The sequence below is a fragment of the Amycolatopsis sp. cg13 genome, from assembly GCF_041346965.1.
Taxonomy (GTDB): Bacteria; Actinomycetota; Actinomycetes; order Mycobacteriales; family Pseudonocardiaceae; genus Amycolatopsis.
The window spans coordinates 7,452,632-7,467,776 of record NZ_CP166848.1; the positions used below are offsets into that span (position 1 = coordinate 7,452,632).

The following is a 15,145-nucleotide window of genomic DNA, read 5'->3' on the forward strand; positions in this document are numbered from 1 at the left end:
TTAAGAACTTAATCGAACGTTAGTACTTGTAACCGTAGTTGCACCATAGCACTAGACGGGAGTCCAGTGTCTATATTTGCCCGCACGACCGGGTGGCGTTCACGCGGTCGTGCGGGCTGCCCTGAGCGCTCAAGCGAGGGCCTGCGCGGGAGGAAGCCGCGCGGCCCGCATCGCCGGATACGCCCCGGCGATCGCGCCGACCGCGGCCGAGACCGCCACCCCGCCGGCGAGCGCGACCGGCGGCAGCACCGCGGGCCAGCTCTGGCTGAGCGCGTAGCCCGCCGTCGCGCCGACCCCGAGCACCACTCCGACCAGCCCGCCCAGTCCGGACAGCAGCACCGATTCGGCGAGGAACTGCCCTCGGATCTGGCCTCGGGTCGCGCCGAGCGCGCGGCGCAGCCCGATCTCGCGCCGGCGTTCCAGCACTGAGATCACCATCGTGTTCGCCACGCCGACGCCGCCGACCAGCAGCGCCACCCCGCCGAGGCCGAGGAACAGCGCGCCGTAGGTGTTCTTCGTCAGCTGCTGCGCGGCGAGCGCGTCGGACGGCCGGTCGACCGCGACCTCGTTCGCCGCGGCCGGGTTGATCGTCGCGGCGAGCACCGAGCGCACCGCGTTGACCTGGGATTCCCGCGCGCGCAGGTACACCGTGCTGGGGTGGCCGTCGAAGCCGAAGACCTGCTTGGCGACGTCCCAGCCGATCAGCACCGAACGTTCGACCTCCGGCGCGAGCGGCATCGGGGCGAGAATCCCGACGACGCTGAACCACGCCGAGCCGATCAGGATCTGCGGCGGCCGGGCCGGGTCGAGGTGGTCGATCCCCAGCCGCGACGCCGCTTCCGAGCCGAGCACGACGGCCGGGAACCGCTGGTTCGCCGGGCTGAGGAACGTCCCCGTCCGGAGCTTCCCGCCGAGCACCGGCAGCAGATCCGGCCGCGCGGCGAACACCGAGACGCCCGCCGAATCGTCCTTGCCGACGCGGTCGTTGCGGTACACCTTGGCGTTGACCTTGCCGACCTCCACCGCTCCCTCGACCGGCGCGATCCGCCGCACCATCGGTACCGCCGAGTCCGGGAGCTTCGCCGATCCGCCCATGAGCGTCTGACCGGCTTCGGCGCGGAGCAGGTTGGTGCCCATCGCGGCGAGTTTGTTCTGCAACGCTTGGTCTGCCGACGCCGGGATGGCGAGTACCGCGACCATCGCCGCGACGCCGATGGCGATGCCGAGCGCGGACAGCATCGCGCGCAGCGGACGGGTGCGCATGCCGTGTGCGCCAAGGGAAAGCAGATCGGCGGGACCGAGCCGGTTCGGGCTGGGCGGCGCAGGCGTTGGCGCTGGCGCGGTCATTGTGCTGCTCCCGCGAGATCGGCCGCGCCGGTGTCGAGGCGCAGTTCTCCGTCGAGGATCTCGATCCGGCGGGGCATTCCGGCGGCGATCTCCCGGTCGTGCGTGATGAGCACGACCGTGGTGCCCGCGGCGTTGAGCTCCGCGAGCAGCGACAGCACCGCCGCGCCGTTGCCGGTGTCGAGGTTCCCGGTGGGTTCGTCGGCGAGCAGGATCGGCGGCGTGTTCACGACCGCGCGCGCGATCGCGACCCGTTGGCGTTCGCCGCCGGAGAGTTCGCCCGGCAGGTGCCCGGCGCGATGGCCGAGCCCGACCCGGTCGAGCGCCTCGAGTGCTCTTGCGCGCCGTTTCCGCTTCGGGACTCCGCTGTACAGCAGGCCGCTGCACACATTGCCCACCGCGGTCTCGCCGTCGTCGAGGAAGAACTGCTGGAAGACGAATCCGATCCACCGCGAGCGCAGCGCGGCGAGTTTGCGGTCGGACAGCTGCGCGACGTCGTGCCCGCGAATTTCGATGCGGCCTTCGGTCGGCCGGTCGAGAGTGCCCATCAGTTGCAGCAGCGTGGATTTGCCCGAGCCGGACGGCCCGACGATCGCGACCATCTCGCCATCCGAAAAGGACAGCGAGACATTCCGCAGCGCGGGCACGTTCCCGCCGTAGGTGCGCGATACCCGATACGCGGCCAGCACGGGGATCATGACGTGGTCACCACCTTTTGGCCCGCGTGCAGACCAGCGGCCTTGATCTCGACCTGACCATTGCTGAACAGCCCGGTCTCGACGCCGACCAGCCGCCGCTTGCCCTGCTCGTCGATCTCGACCGCGTACCCGCCCTCGGCGAGCGCGACCAGCGCTCCGACCGGGACCACCAGCACGTCCTGGTGGACCTGCTTGGTGAACCGCACGGAGACCGGAACGTCGATGACGTCGCCGGTGGCGGCCGGGTCGTCCATCCGGATCTGGACGGTGACCTTGGCCTTGCCGTTCTCTTTGTCCTCCGCGGCGGTGTTGCCGACGTCGGTGACGGTGCCGGTCAGCGTGCGGCCGTTGAGCGAGACCGACACCTTCGCGTCCTTGACCGCGACGCTCTGCTTGGTCGCGTCCAGTTCGGCTTCCACGACGCGTGCCGTCCCGGTGTACTTGAAGATCTCGCCCGCGCCCGGCCCGCCGAGTTGCCCGGTCACCGCCGACACCCGGATCTCGCCGGGAGCCAGCAGGACGTCGGCGGGATCGAAGGACCCGGTCTGTTCCAGGCCGAGCGACTTCTGCCACCGCTTGAGCGCTGTCGCGGTCGCTGAGGTGAACTTCTCGTCAGGAGTGCCGAAACCGCTGTAGCCCAACGCTTTCAGGTTCTCCTCAAACTCCTTGACGTCCGGTCCCTTGTCGACGCCGTCGTTCAGCACGCGATAGAACGGCAGATTTCCGTAAAACAGCGGCACCGGCTTGGCGTCCACTGTGTACGCCGTCTTGCCGCGGCCGAGTACATCGCCGCGCGAGGGCAGCCAGGTCAGTGTGCCGTTCTTCTTGCCGCTCAGCGTGGATTCCTTGCCGTAGCCAAGTTTCCCGGTCGCGTTCTCCTCTTCCTTCAAGTCCGATTTGGCCACTTCGGCGGTCGCCACCGGTTTCGCCGCCGCGGCCGGTTCGCCGCCGGAGGCGACATGCGTCAGTACTACCGCCGAAGTCGTGCCGACCACAACGACAGTCGCTCCCGCGGCGATGATCCAGCGTGCTCTTTTCCTGGTCACTTTCCGGCCATTCCCATTCCGCACGCCTTGAGCGCTTCCTCGAATTTGGTCCCGTCGTCCTTCATCGGCAGCGCCCGCGCCCCGCCTTCCGCGTCGGGGTCCGGCATGTCGACGCCGTGCTCGCGCATGCATTTGGCGTCCTTGCGGGCCTTGTCCATTTCCTCCGGCGTCAGTTTCTTCGGCACTCCGCCGCCCGGCAGCAGCTTCTTGCAGGCGTCGAGTGCCGCCGTGGTTTTGGGGTCGTTGGAGAAGCTGATAGTCGGTGCTTCGTTCTCGCCCGGATCCGGCGTGTCGACGCCGTGTTCGCGCATGCATTTCGCGTAGTTGCGCATCGCGTCCCGGTCCGCCGCGGGATCGGCTTTCCCAGCTGCGGCCCCCGGGTCCGAACTCGCCTTCGGGCTGGAGATCGACGGCACCTGCAGCGCGGTGTCCCCGGACGAACACCCGGTGAGCAGCGCCAGTGCCAGTCCGGCCCCGACGGCCGCCAGACGTGCTTTCCGCATCCGATTCTCCTTCGCTCGAGCGGGTGGTTCCCGCCGGTGGCCAAGTAGTACCGACGCGGCGATACAGGCCCGTTAAGCGATCTTGTTTATCCTCTCCTTATGCCCGGATCCGACAGACTGTCGGCAGCGACGACCTGGGAGGATCCTTGGCCGAGAAGAACGCCGACGCGCGCCGGGGCCCGCTGCGGCTGTCCGTGCGGACCCGGCTGACCGCGCTGTACGGCGGGTTCTTCCTGCTGGCCGGAATCGTGCTGGTGGTGGTCACCTATGTCGTCGTCAGCAACGAACTGCCCGCGCCCGCGCAGTATCTCGGCGACGGAGTGTCGCTGAAACTGGGCCAGGCGATGTCCGCCGACGCGCTTCCTGCCGACGCGACTTTCAGCGCGATCCCAGCGGATGCCGCTTCGGCTTCGGCTGAGCGGGTGGCCACGGCCGTGCTCACCGATTACCGCAGTTCGACAATGTCCACTTTGGTCCTCGCGTCGGCGATCGCGCTGGTGGTGACGGCGGCGCTGGCATTGCTGTTCGGCTGGTTCATGGCCGGACGCGCGCTGCGACCCCTGCACACCATCACCTCGACCGCGCGGCGCCTCGAAGCGGGAAAGCTCGATCAACGGATCAACCTCGACGGCCCGCGTGACGAACTGAAAGAACTCGCCGATACTTTTGACAGCATGCTGGACCGTCTAGCCGGTTCGTTCGACAGCCAGAAACGGTTTGTGGCCAACGCTTCGCACGAGTTACGGACGCCGCTCGCGGTGCAGCGCACGCTGATCGAGGTCGCGCTGGAGAACCCCGATGCTGGGCCGGTGTTGACCAAACTTGGTGCGCATCTGTTGCAGACAAACGAACGCAGCGAACGGCTGATCGAGGGACTGCTGGTGCTTGCCCGCAGCGATCGCGGCCTCAGTGCTCGGGCACCAGTGCGACTGGACAAAGTGGTCCGTTCGGTCGTGAAACTCACTGCCGCGCAGGCGAAGGAAGCTGGCGTGACGGTGGAAACCCGACTGCGCGCGCGGACGGTGATCGGCGATGCGGTGCTGCTCGAACGGTTGGTGCTGAATCTGGTGAGCAATGCGATCAGCTACAACGTTCCGGATGGCTGGGTGTCGGTGACGATTGGTGCGACGCCCGCGTTGAGTGTGCGGAACTCCGGGTCCAATGTGGACGAGGGCGCAGTGCCGGGCTTGTTCGAGCCGTTTCGACGGGGAAAACCGGATCGCACCGGTGCGGCTGACCACTCCGGGCTGGGGTTGTCGATCGTGCGTTCCGTCGCCCGCGCACACGACGGTGATGTATCGGCGCGGGCCAACCCGAACGGCGGGCTGACCGTCGACGTATACCTGCCTGCCTGATCCTTATCTCCTCTTTATCGCCATTCAAGGCATGATGATCGAATGCGGGTACTGATTGTCGAGGACGAGCCGCTCCTGGCTGATTCGATTGCCGAGGGGCTGCGCCGCCATTCGATGGCGGTGGACGTCTGCTACGACGGCGGCGAGGCGCTCGAACGGGTCGCCGTGCACGCCTACGACGTCGTCGTCCTCGACCGGGACCTGCCGACCGTCCACGGCGACCAGGTGTGCGCGGCGATCGTCGACGCGGGCGGCGAGACCCGGGTCATCATGCTCACCTCCGCCGCCGACGTCACCGATCGCATCGATGGTCTGAACCTCGGCGCGGACGATTACCTGACCAAACCGTTCGTGTTCGCGGAATTGGTCGCCCGGGTGCACGCGCTGGCTCGCCGCGCGCGTCCGGCGTTGCCGCCGGTGCTGGAGGCGGCTGGGCTGGTGCTGGATCTGCCGAGGCATCAGGCGTCCCGCGACGGCCGGTTCTTGCCGTTGTCGCCCAAGGAGTTCGCGGTGCTGGAGGTCCTGATGCGCGCGGACGGGACGGTGGTGAGTGCGGAGCAGTTGCTGGAGAAGGCGTGGGACGAGCACGCCGATCCGTTCACGAACACGGTGCGGGTCACGGTGATGACGTTGCGCCGGAAACTCGGGTTGCCGCCGGTGATCGAGACGGTCGCGGGGGCTGGGTATCGGCTGGCCTGATTCAGTCCCAAATCAGGCCAGCTAGACGGTCTTGAACGTGGCCATCATCCCCATGTCCTCGTGTTCGGCGTTGTGGCAATGGAACATGTACCGCCCGCGATAGCCGTCGAACCGGGCGATCACCTCGACTGCCTCGCCGGGTTGAAGGTCCACAGTGTCCTTGCGGCCCGCGTCGTGCGGAGCGGGATCCTTGCCGCCGCGGGAAAGCACCTGGAAGTGCACCAGGTGCAGGTGGATCGGATGGTGCAGATCCGCGACGAAGCGCCAGATTTCGATATCGCCGAGTTTCGGCTGGGCCGCGATGCGCGTCGGAGTGAAAGCCTCGCCGCCGATGGTCCAGCCGTGCCTGCCGTTGAACTGTCCACTTCGGAATGCGAACTCGCGCGTCACTGTCGCTTGTGCACGATCAAGGCGCTCCACTTCGGACAGTCTCGCCGGGATGCGACTATCGTCCTTCGCCCGGCGGACGACGCGGAAGCGCATGACCTGCGTGGTAGTCCCGGTGCCGAGACGGTTGACCAGCGTCACCTCGGTACCGACTGGATAGGTCCCGAAATCGACCACCGTGTCGTACCGTTCGGCAGGCGCGATCGGCAGATGTTCATGGCCGCGCGGGGCGTTGAGCAAGCCCTGATCCGAGCCGATTTGCGTGAACGCGGGCCCGTTCGGCGGCGGCGGGTCGAGCGCGAGGTCGTAGCGGCGGGCGTTGGAACCGTTGAGGAAGCGCAGCCGATACCGGGTCGCGGAAACTTCCGCGACCGGCCATGGTGCGCCGTTCACCAGCAGCACGTCACCGAGAACCCCTGCGGCGTAAGCATCTTCCACGCCGGGCACGGTTCGCAGCGAAGGGTCGAGCGACGGGTAGCGCATCGATCCGTCTTCGGCGAACGCGCGGTCGGTGATCATCAGCGGGATCTCCCGCTCGCCGCGCGGCAGCGGCAGGTCGTCTTCCTCGGCGTCGCGCACGATGTGCAGTCCGGCGAGCCCGCGATACACCGCCGGGCCGGTGAAATCCATCCGATGGTCGTGATACCAAAGCATCGCGGCCTTCTGCTGCAACGGATACGTGTACTCGCGGGTCCCGGTGGTGACGACGGCGTCCGGATCAGCCATCCCCGGATGCCCGTGCCCGGCGCTGGCGAGGTACCGGCCGTCGGCGGGCAGGACGAGGTCGGTGGCGTATCCGTCGGACTCCGGCGGTGTACGTCCGCCGTGCAGGTGCACGACCGTCGGGACCGGAAGTTCGTTGCGGTGCCGGACGATCGTCGCCCGGCCGCTGCGGGATTCGATCGTCGGACCGGGAAAAGTGCCTTGATAGCCCCAAATCGGCGTGCGCAGTCCGGGCAGGATCTCCGCGGTGCTCGTGCGCTGCACGATCTCGTACCGGTCGACGCCGCCGTCGCGCGATACCGGCTTCAGCACCGGCGGCAGCGGCAAGGGGACCTGAAACGGTTGCGGCAGCGGCACTTCGCTGGTCAACAGCTCGCCGGTCGCCGCAGCGGGCCGCAACAACCGCGGTGCGACGAACCCGGCAGTGAGCAGCGCGCCGGCACCACCCGCCAACCCGAGGAACCGGCGTCGCGACATCCCGCTCATCGCCGCGCCCCGGTCCGCCAGATGCCGAACAACGTCCCGAGCGCGATCGCGACCAGCGCGACGCCGAGCGGAATGTGCAGGTCAAGCGCACCGGCCAAGCCCGCGAAGTACTGCGCGGTCTCGCCGCCGGCCAGCAGCAGGCTCGCCCAGAACGGCCACTGGACGCCGCCGCGCCACCAGTAGAGCGCGGCGGGCACGAGCTGTGCGAGCGCGATCGTCGACACGATGTTCGCGCCGAGTTCGTGCAGCGCCAGCATGCCGTAATCGCCGATCAGATACCGCCCGGCGAACACCGGCTGGCCCAGGATCGCGACTGCGTGGAGCGTCACGAAGACCCGCAGCACCACCAGCAATGTCCGCCCGCGTGTGCGGGCCATTTCGGCCACTGTTCCCCCTTGTGCGCGTGAATCTTCCCCCGAACAGACGCTAGGCTGAACTTCTCATGCCGTCCAAGACCAAATACGGCATATACTCATGACCTCGGAGCTATGAGATGGACCTGCTGCAGCTGCGCTACTTCCAGGCGGTCGCCTACCGCGGCCACCTCAGCCAGGCCGCGGCCGAGCTGCACATCGCGCAGCCGTCGCTGAGCCGGGCGATCGCGCGGCTGGAAGCGGATCTCGGCGTGCCGCTGTTCGAACGGGCCGGTCGCGGGCTGCGGCTCAACCACTTCGGCACCACGTTCCTGCGCCGCGTCGACCGGGCCCTGCGCGAGCTCGACGACGCCCGCCAGGAACTCGTCGACCTAGCCGGTCTGGAGCATGGCCGGGTCGCCGTCGCGTCGGAAACCCTGCTCACGCTCACCGGCCTGATGAGCGCCTTCCGCGCGGAGTACCCCGGCATCGAGCTGCGGCTGTACCAATCCTCGGCGGAAACCATGGCGCAGCAGCTGTGCGCGGGCGAGGTCGATCTGTGCTTCGCCTCGCAGCCGCTGCTGCAGCCCGGCTTGCAGGCTAAGGAGCTGCTGCGCGAGGAGGTGCTGCTAGCCGTACCCGGCACGCACCGGCTCGCGGGACGGAAACTCGTGCGGATGGCGGACCTCGAGAACGAGCCGATGGTGACCACGAGGCCCGGCTACTGGCCCCGCACCCTGGCCGACCGCCTCTTCGCCGAGGCCGGTCTGGAACCCCACTACTCCTGCGAGAGCGACGAACCCGGCGCGACCGGCCAACTGATCGCGAGCGGTCTGGGTATCGGTTTGGTCCCGGAGGTAGCCCGACAGGCTGCCAAGGACGAGACGGCCGTCGGGCTGCGATTGGATGTTCCGGATTGCTACCGGACGCTGACCGTGGTGCAACGTGCGGACACGTATGTTTCCGCTGCGGCACAACGGCTGACCGAGTTCGCGACTGCTTACTTCGCGGCCCGCCGACGCTCCTAGCCCGCAGCTCAGCTTCGTCGTCCCGGCTCATGATCTTGACTGATCGCCCAAGACCGCTGTCTTCGTGTACATGACAGCGGAGCCGCTCGGAGAGCTTTGCCGCCGCGCAGTTCCCGGCACTCAGGAAGGGCATACCGCAGGCATGACGGCTTTCGAGCCTCCGAGGCGAAGAGCGTGCAGAATCCCGTGCTGGGACGTTCGGGCAACGAATGACAGAAATTCGGGCATTGCCGGGTCGGTAAATTATTTCCCGTGTGGGACTTTCTCTGGTTGAACTATTTCTCCCAGGTCTCGTCCCCGGGCGTCTCTCGTTGGCTTTCCGTGGTCAGCCGTTGATCAGTCGATCGTCAGCGAATAGGTCGAGCATCATAGTCATGGCCGCTATGGAGGTCGTTCGGGAATGCGTGCAAGTGGTCACGACGCTCGCTGTCGTGTTCGTGATCGGCTGGCTGGGCCGGCTGGCGGCGAGAGTCCTTCGGCAGCCCGAGGTCATCGGCGAGATCGTGGCCGGTCTCGCGGCTGGACCCGCCGCGGTCGCGTTGCTGGGGCCGAGGTCGTTCAGCACAGTTCTTCCCGACTCGGTTCTGGATGTTTTGAAGCTGTTCGCGGACATCGGTTTGGTGCTGTTCCTGGTCGGGTTGACGTACCGGCTGCACCACCGCGGGCAGCGACTGCACGGCCGGACTACGGGATGGACCGTGGCGGGAGGCCTCGTGCCGGCCTTGCTGGCGGGCGTGCTGCTCGCCTGCTGGATCCTCTTCGCTGAGGACGGTGCGGTTCGGGGGCACGCGTCCTTGCCTTCGTTCTTGTTGATGTGTGCGACCGCCACCTCGATCACGGCAGTGCCTGTGCTGGCGAGAATGCTTGCCGATTGCGGGCTGACCGACACGGTGGCCGGGGGCCTGGCAATGACGGCGGCAGTCGTCATCGACACCTTCGGCTGGCTGCTGTTGTCGATCTCGGTCGGGCTGAACTCCGGCGAGATGAGCGGCTTCTTCCGGGTCATGGCGGTGCTGGCCGGAGGTGCGCTGGTGGCGTTTCTGGTGCGGCAGGCGGCTCGGACCAGAGCCGCGAGCGTCCTGTGCACGCGGATGCCGTGGTCGACCTCTGTGCTGCTGGGGGCCGCCGCGATCGCCATGGGGCTGGCTGCGGAGAGACTTGGTCTCACTGCGGTGTTCGGTGCGGTCCTGATCGGGCTGGCCATTCCCGCCGAGCGTGCGGACGCGCCGTGGGCCAAGCGGGTCGTCCCCATAGGCAAGGCGGGAAAGGCGTTCCTCCCGGCGTTCTTCGTCGTCACCGGAATCACGGTGTTCGCGCGAGGGGTTTCCGCCCTGCACTGGCCGTTGATCGTCGTCGCGATCGTGCTGGCGGTGGTGGGCAAGGGCGGTGGGAGCTATCTCGGGGCGAGGCTGGGCGGCGAATCCCGGCACACTGCGCTTCGAGTGGGAGTTCTCATGAATATGCGAGGTCTTACTGAGCTTATCGTTCTCAAAGTCGGCTTCAGTGCGGGAATAATCAGTGCTCCGCTTTTCGTGGCGCTGGTGATCATGGCGGTGGCGGTCACAGTGCTGACCGGTCCGTTGTTGCGCCTGCTGGAGCGCCGGGTTCCTGCCCCGGCGGACGCGACACCCGAATAGTCCGCCGAAGCGGGAAGCGGGGAAATCTTCTGCATCACAGGCAGGAGCGACCGCGCGGGGACTTCGTCGCAGGGACGGAACCTGTTCTGTGGCAGGGATTTCCGGTGAAGGATTTAGCTACTCCGGATTGTTTGCGCACATTCGGTCGAGGTCGAGATCAATACGATCGAGCCGTGGGTAATCGGCTGGTCACTACCGTTGACCGGAATTACTTTCAAGTAGGTCTGGATCGCTGCCCCTGGTTTGTGGTGAGGTGGGGAACGGGATTGGCTGGAGGTGTGCAGGGGACTCCTTCCGGCCCACGGGGCGAAATTCGAATGCGCGGCTCGGCGCGGGGGGCGTCAAGCCAAGGGGCCGTGCGCGAGAGGGGGGTGGCGTGTGAGGGGGTACTTCTCTTCGCTGAGATGTGCGTTTTGGCGTGCGGAGATGGCGGGTTCGAGGTCTGCGGTTTCTTCCGCGGAACTCAGAATCCGCGACTGATTCGGGGGCGGCGATGCAGATCGAAGTCCGGCACGCGCGGATCGTCGCAGCTTTGGCCGAAATGGGGAGCATCTCCAGAGCGGCGGCGAGGCTGGATCTTCCCCAGCCCAGCGTCAGCGCGCAGCTACGCAGGATCGAGCGACTCCTCGGCGGCGAACTGTTCGTACGCTCCAGCGTCGGCGTGCTGCCCACGCCACGGGGCGAACGGCTGATCCCGATGCTGGTCGAGTTGGCCGACCGGGCCGAGGCCGTGATGGCCGAAGCATTCTCGCTGTCGGCCACAGTGGTCAAGATCGGGGTCGCGGAGGGAGTACGGGTCAGCCTGACCAAAGCGATTCGCGAAGCGGTGGGAGACCGCAAGATCCAGACCGTCACCATGGAGCCGGACGCTGCGCTGGGGGCGGTTGGCGCCGGGGCCATCACCGCGGCGCTGGTTCCGGCTCTCGAGGTTCCGGGGCCGGCTCTCCACCTCGATCCGGGGCTGGATACGGAGGTCGTCCTGCGGGAACCGATCTGCCTCGCATTGCCCTTCGGCCATCCGTACGCGGCCGAACCCATGCTGAGTTCGGCGCAACTGGCTGGCCTGACCTGGGTCCGGCACACGCCAGGACATCGCTTCCGAGCCGTGGAGGAGCGGCTGTTCAGCGACTTCGGCAGCGGCGGGCCGGAGGTTGTGCACGAGGTCGGCGGCCAAGTGGAAGCTCTGAACTGGGTCCGGCAGGGCGAGGCTGCCGCGCTGACCACGCCGACCGGGCCGATCCAAGGTGTCGAGCTGGTCGCTGTGCGAGAGATTCCCAGCAGCAAGGTCGGCCTGTTCTGGCGGAAGGGCGCCATCGACGCGGACGCGGTCGAGTTGCTGCTCGACGCTCTCCGCGCGCACTTTCGCGAGCTTTCCCTGCGAGTTCCGAGCTATCGCGCCTGGTTGCTCGAGAACGTCGACGTCTACCCGGAACTGAGCAGGTTGATGTACTGACCGGCCCCTCGCCGCCACTCCGGCCGGGGACCGGTCAGGACAGGTCCTGGGCCGCGTTGACCGGGCGCGACCGGGTTGCCGACCACGCGGGCGACAAAGTCGCGATCAGCGCGAGCAATGCCGCGGCTCCGATGATCGTCAGGTAGATCCACGGCGGGCCGGACGGCAGGATGGAATCGCCCGCCACAAGCGTGAAAGGCATGATCGCCACTGCGGCGACCAAGGTGCCGAGCACGATCCCGATCAGCGCGACGAGAAGGCCCTCGACACCCATCATGCGCAGCACCTGGGCCCGGGTCGCGCCGGTGAGCCGCTGCAGGCCGAACTCCCGCCGTCGCCGCGCGGTGGCCATCACCAGGGTGTTGACGACCGAGATCGCGGTGTAGGTCGTGATCATGCCGCTCATCAGGTAGTTGACCCACGCGCCGGTCTTCCGGCTCTCGCTTTGCGCGGCCGCAGTCGTCGCGCGGTCGCTGACCCGGACCGCGGGTTCGGTGCGAACCGCGGCGTCGAGAACTGAGGTCAGCCGCGCCGGGTCGGTTCCCGGCGCTGCCCGCACCAGAATCGACGTGACCACTCCGCCCGTCGTGTGCTTCGCGAGCAACTCGACGGGAAGGAGGAATTGCTCTGCGCCGGGATTCGGGGAAGAGAGGCCGACGACGCGTACGTCCTCGGTCTCGCCGTCGCCCATCCGGAGCGTGATCGTGTCGCCGATCCCGCGGTGGAGCAGGCCCGCGTAGTCGGAAGGCAGGACCACGGCCGAGCCGGTCAGATCCGCGAGCGTGCCCGCGCTGAGTGCGATCGCGGTGGTCGCGGCGGCTCCCCGGCCCGTCACGCCCAGGGCCGGGAATCCGAAGATGTCCTGTGTTCTCTCGTACGGCGCGACGACGAACACCCTGCTGTGCGCCGTTTCGGCGACGCCGGAGACACCCGGGAGCACCTGCAGCCGAGCCGCCAATCCGGGCGGTACGCCGGAAGGGGAGGAGTTCACCACCGCGTCCGCGCGGAGGCTCGCGGCCGCTGCCTGCCCGGCTACCGCGTCCTGGGTGGTCTGCAGGTAGAGGTTCGCGGTGGTAACGCCTACCGCCAGCATGATCGGGGTGACCGCGGCAGCCACCGGCACGACCCTGGCTCGCGCGTTCAGCACCGCGAACTTGCCCGCGGCCCCGCTGAGCCACCGGATCGGCCATTGCAGAACCGCGGCGGCCGCCCGGGTGGCGGCCGGGCTGATCATGGCGAGCCCGATCGCCCACAGCAGGACTGACGGACCTGCGGTGCTGGCCGCGACCGGTCCGGTCATCACGGCGATCGTCACGATGAACAGCGCGATTCCGCCACCGAAGCACAGCACCGCGAGGATCGCCCGCGCCGGGGTGAGCCAGGTGCGCGGGATCTCCGCCTCGCCGAGCGCCTCGATCGGGCGCGTGCGGGCCGCCCGGCGGCCCGCGATCCAGGCCGCGAGCAGCGCGGCGAGCAGAATCGCGCCCGCACCCGCCAGGATCGAGACCCAGCTTTGCCGGTATGCCATGGCTTCCGGCACGACCCCGTGTTCTCTGAGTCTGCCGAAGAGCCAGGAGCCGAACAGCATTCCGGGGACGATCGCGAGAACAGCGGCGAGAACCGCGATGATCGTGGTCTCGCCCACCACCATCCGGCGTGTCTGGCCGGGGGTGGCCCCGATCGCCCGCAGCAACGCCAGTTCCCGCCCGCGTTGCTGGATCGACAGCATCAGGGTGCTCGCGACGACGAAGACAGCCACTGCGGTGGCCATGCCGCCGGAGACCGCGGAAAGAGTGATCACATCACTGCTTCGGCCTTCCGCTTCGGGGAACTCGGCAAGTCCGCGGTCGTCCCCGGTGAGCGCTGTCATGAAGGGGACGTTGAGCGCCGCGGTGATCTTCGCGGCCGTCTCGCCGGCCGGCACGCCGGGTGCGGTCCGGACCGCGATGTCGTCGACTTTCCCAGCGTGTCCGGACAACTGGCCGGCCTCGGAGTCCAGGAAGAACAGTGCCGCTTCGCGCAACGGGCTTCCCGCGTCGGGTGCGGCGATCCCGGCCACCTGGAACTGATGCACGGCCCCGCGGATGCCGAGGTCGAGGCGATCGCCGACGTGCAGGCCCGCCCGGCCGGCGAGAGTCCGGTCGAGCACGACTCCGTCGGATCCCGGTGCGGAGCCTTCGGCCAGCGAGTAGGGGCCGAGTGCCGCGGAAGCCCAGCCGTGACCTGTGGCGGCCTCGCCGGTGGGCAGCATCGTCGCGGCGAACGAGAGGTCGCCGACTGCTCCGGTAACGCCGGGCACCTGCAGGACGCGGTGCACGAGGCCGGCGTCCAGCCGGACTCGTTCGGGAAGGGTGGCTTTCACCGTCTGCAGTGCTTCGTCCGGATCGCGTTGCGCCGCCGGATCCTCTTGCGGCAGCGGGAAGGTTTGGCTGCCGGCGAGCACCACTGATGCCTGAGCGAGGCGCCGCGGCGGAACGGCGGTCTGGATGCCGGACTCCATCAAACCAGCGCACGCCACGACGATCGTGGTGCCGAACAGCAACGCGACGAACGTGGCGACGAAACCGCCGATGCGTTTGCGCAGACCGCGCAGGACCAATACGAGCATGTCAAGCTCTCCCCGCCGGACGGCGCCGGTTCTGCTCGGCCATCTCGCCGAGATGGCTCATCCGCTCGGCGACCGCGTCGGCGGTGGGGGACAGAAGCCTGCCCACGAGCCTGCCGTCGCCGAGGAACAGCACGGCATCCGCGTACGAAGCCGCGACCGGATCGTGCGTGACCATGACGATCGTGTGGCCGGCCGAGCGCACCGAGTCCCGAAGCAAGCGGAGGACGTCCGTGGAGGTCTTGATGTCCAGCGCGCCGGTCGGCTCGTCGGCGAAGATCACCGCGGGCCGGGTCACCAGCGCGCGGGCTATCGCGACGCGCTGCTGCTGGCCGCCGGAGAGCTGGTCGGGCAGATGGTCGCGCCGGTCGTCGAGCCCGACGGCGGCGATCACCTCGCGCACCTTGGCCTTGTTCGGTTTCCGGCGGGCGAGCAGCATCGGAGCCGTCACGTTCTGAGAGACCGTCAACGCTGGCAGCAAGTTGAACGCTTGGAAGACGAACCCGATCCGGTCCCGGCGCAACGTGGTCAGCTCGGTTTCGTTCAGTTTCTCCAGGCTTTCGCCTTCCAGCCGCACGGAGCCGGAGTCTGGCTTGTCCAGCCCGGCCGCACAGTGCAGCAGCGTGCTTTTGCCCGAACCGGACGGACCCATCACCGCGGTGAAAGTTCCGTGCGGGAAGGACGCGGTCACGCCGTCGAGCGCCGTCACCGCGGAATCGCCTTTTCCGTATACCTTGCGTATGTTTTCCAGGAGAACCGCGGGTGCTGGCTTCCCGTTTTCGTACTGATCCATTCAGTCAACTCCCCGGACGATGTCACCTCGTCTTC

13 protein-coding genes are annotated in these 15,145 nt (G+C 67.9%); 5 read left to right on the forward strand and 8 right to left on the reverse strand.

The window, feature by feature from the left end:
- Positions 1-129: 129 nt before the first annotated feature.
- From AB5I40_RS35040 to AB5I40_RS35055, 4 genes are read right to left on the reverse strand one after another with little or no spacing between them, the layout of a single operon-like run.
- Positions 130-1,347, reverse strand: a complete 1,218-nt coding sequence (locus tag AB5I40_RS35040; RefSeq protein WP_370934456.1) for an ABC transporter permease — start codon at positions 1,345-1,347, stop codon at positions 130-132.
- Positions 1,344-2,042, reverse strand: coding sequence for an ABC transporter ATP-binding protein (locus tag AB5I40_RS35045; protein WP_370934457.1), 699 nt, complete (start codon positions 2,040-2,042; stop codon positions 1,344-1,346). Before AB5I40_RS35045 ends, AB5I40_RS35040 begins: the two co-directional genes overlap by 4 nt.
- Positions 2,039-3,088 (reverse strand): peptidoglycan-binding protein, encoded by a 1,050-nt coding sequence (locus tag AB5I40_RS35050; RefSeq protein WP_370934458.1) that lies wholly within the window; start codon positions 3,086-3,088, stop codon positions 2,039-2,041. Before AB5I40_RS35050 ends, AB5I40_RS35045 begins: the two co-directional genes overlap by 4 nt.
- Entirely contained in the window at positions 3,085-3,591 is a 507-nt protein-coding gene (locus AB5I40_RS35055) for a hypothetical protein (RefSeq protein ID WP_370934459.1), read from the reverse strand. The genes AB5I40_RS35050 and AB5I40_RS35055 overlap by 4 nt, the downstream gene beginning before the upstream one ends.
- A 146-nt stretch (positions 3,592-3,737) precedes the next feature.
- Here AB5I40_RS35055 and AB5I40_RS35060 point away from each other — a divergent pair, with 146 nt between their 5' ends.
- On the forward strand, positions 3,738-4,946 hold the full coding sequence (locus AB5I40_RS35060) for a sensor histidine kinase (RefSeq protein ID WP_370934460.1): 1,209 nt from the start codon (positions 3,738-3,740) through the stop codon (positions 4,944-4,946).
- A 42-nt stretch (positions 4,947-4,988) separates the two neighbouring features.
- Entirely contained in the window at positions 4,989-5,645 is a 657-nt protein-coding gene (locus AB5I40_RS35065) for a response regulator transcription factor (protein ID WP_370934461.1), read from the forward strand.
- 21 nt (positions 5,646-5,666) lie between these two features.
- On the opposite strand, the gene AB5I40_RS35070 is transcribed toward AB5I40_RS35065, so the two are convergent.
- Together AB5I40_RS35070 and AB5I40_RS35075 are read right to left on the reverse strand one after the other, a co-directional pair.
- Positions 5,667-7,241: a multicopper oxidase family protein gene (locus AB5I40_RS35070; RefSeq protein ID WP_370934462.1), complete on the reverse strand. Its 1,575-nt coding sequence runs from the start codon at positions 7,239-7,241 to the stop codon at positions 5,667-5,669.
- A complete protein-coding gene (locus tag AB5I40_RS35075) occupies positions 7,238-7,618 on the reverse strand; it encodes a hypothetical protein (protein WP_370934463.1) in 381 nt (126 codons plus the stop codon). The genes AB5I40_RS35070 and AB5I40_RS35075 overlap by 4 nt, the downstream gene beginning before the upstream one ends.
- A 116-nt stretch (positions 7,619-7,734) precedes the next feature.
- On the opposite strand from AB5I40_RS35075, the gene AB5I40_RS35080 reads away from it, so the two are divergent.
- From AB5I40_RS35080 to AB5I40_RS35090, 3 genes are all read left to right on the forward strand, one after another.
- Positions 7,735-8,622 carry a LysR family transcriptional regulator gene (locus AB5I40_RS35080; protein ID WP_370934464.1) on the forward strand — a complete coding sequence of 296 codons (888 nt, stop codon included), beginning with the start codon at positions 7,735-7,737 and terminating at the stop codon, positions 8,620-8,622.
- A gap of 374 nt (positions 8,623-8,996) precedes the next feature.
- Positions 8,997-10,259: a cation:proton antiporter gene (locus AB5I40_RS35085; RefSeq protein WP_370934465.1), complete on the forward strand. Its 1,263-nt coding sequence runs from the start codon at positions 8,997-8,999 to the stop codon at positions 10,257-10,259.
- Between the two features lie 493 nt (positions 10,260-10,752).
- The gene (locus tag AB5I40_RS35090) at positions 10,753-11,712 is read left to right on the forward strand and encodes a LysR family transcriptional regulator (protein WP_370934466.1); all 960 of its coding nucleotides are present in this window, start codon (positions 10,753-10,755) and stop codon (positions 11,710-11,712) included.
- A 34-nt stretch (positions 11,713-11,746) separates the two neighbouring features.
- On the opposite strand, the gene AB5I40_RS35095 is transcribed toward AB5I40_RS35090, so the two are convergent.
- Both AB5I40_RS35095 and AB5I40_RS35100 read right to left on the reverse strand, forming a co-directional pair.
- On the reverse strand, positions 11,747-14,320 hold the full coding sequence (locus AB5I40_RS35095; protein WP_370934467.1) for an ABC transporter permease: 2,574 nt from the start codon (positions 14,318-14,320) through the stop codon (positions 11,747-11,749).
- Between the two features lies 1 nt (position 14,321).
- Positions 14,322-15,110 carry an ABC transporter ATP-binding protein gene (locus AB5I40_RS35100; RefSeq protein WP_370934468.1) on the reverse strand — a complete coding sequence of 263 codons (789 nt, stop codon included), beginning with the start codon at positions 15,108-15,110 and terminating at the stop codon, positions 14,322-14,324.
- Between the last annotated feature and the right edge of the window lie 35 nt (positions 15,111-15,145).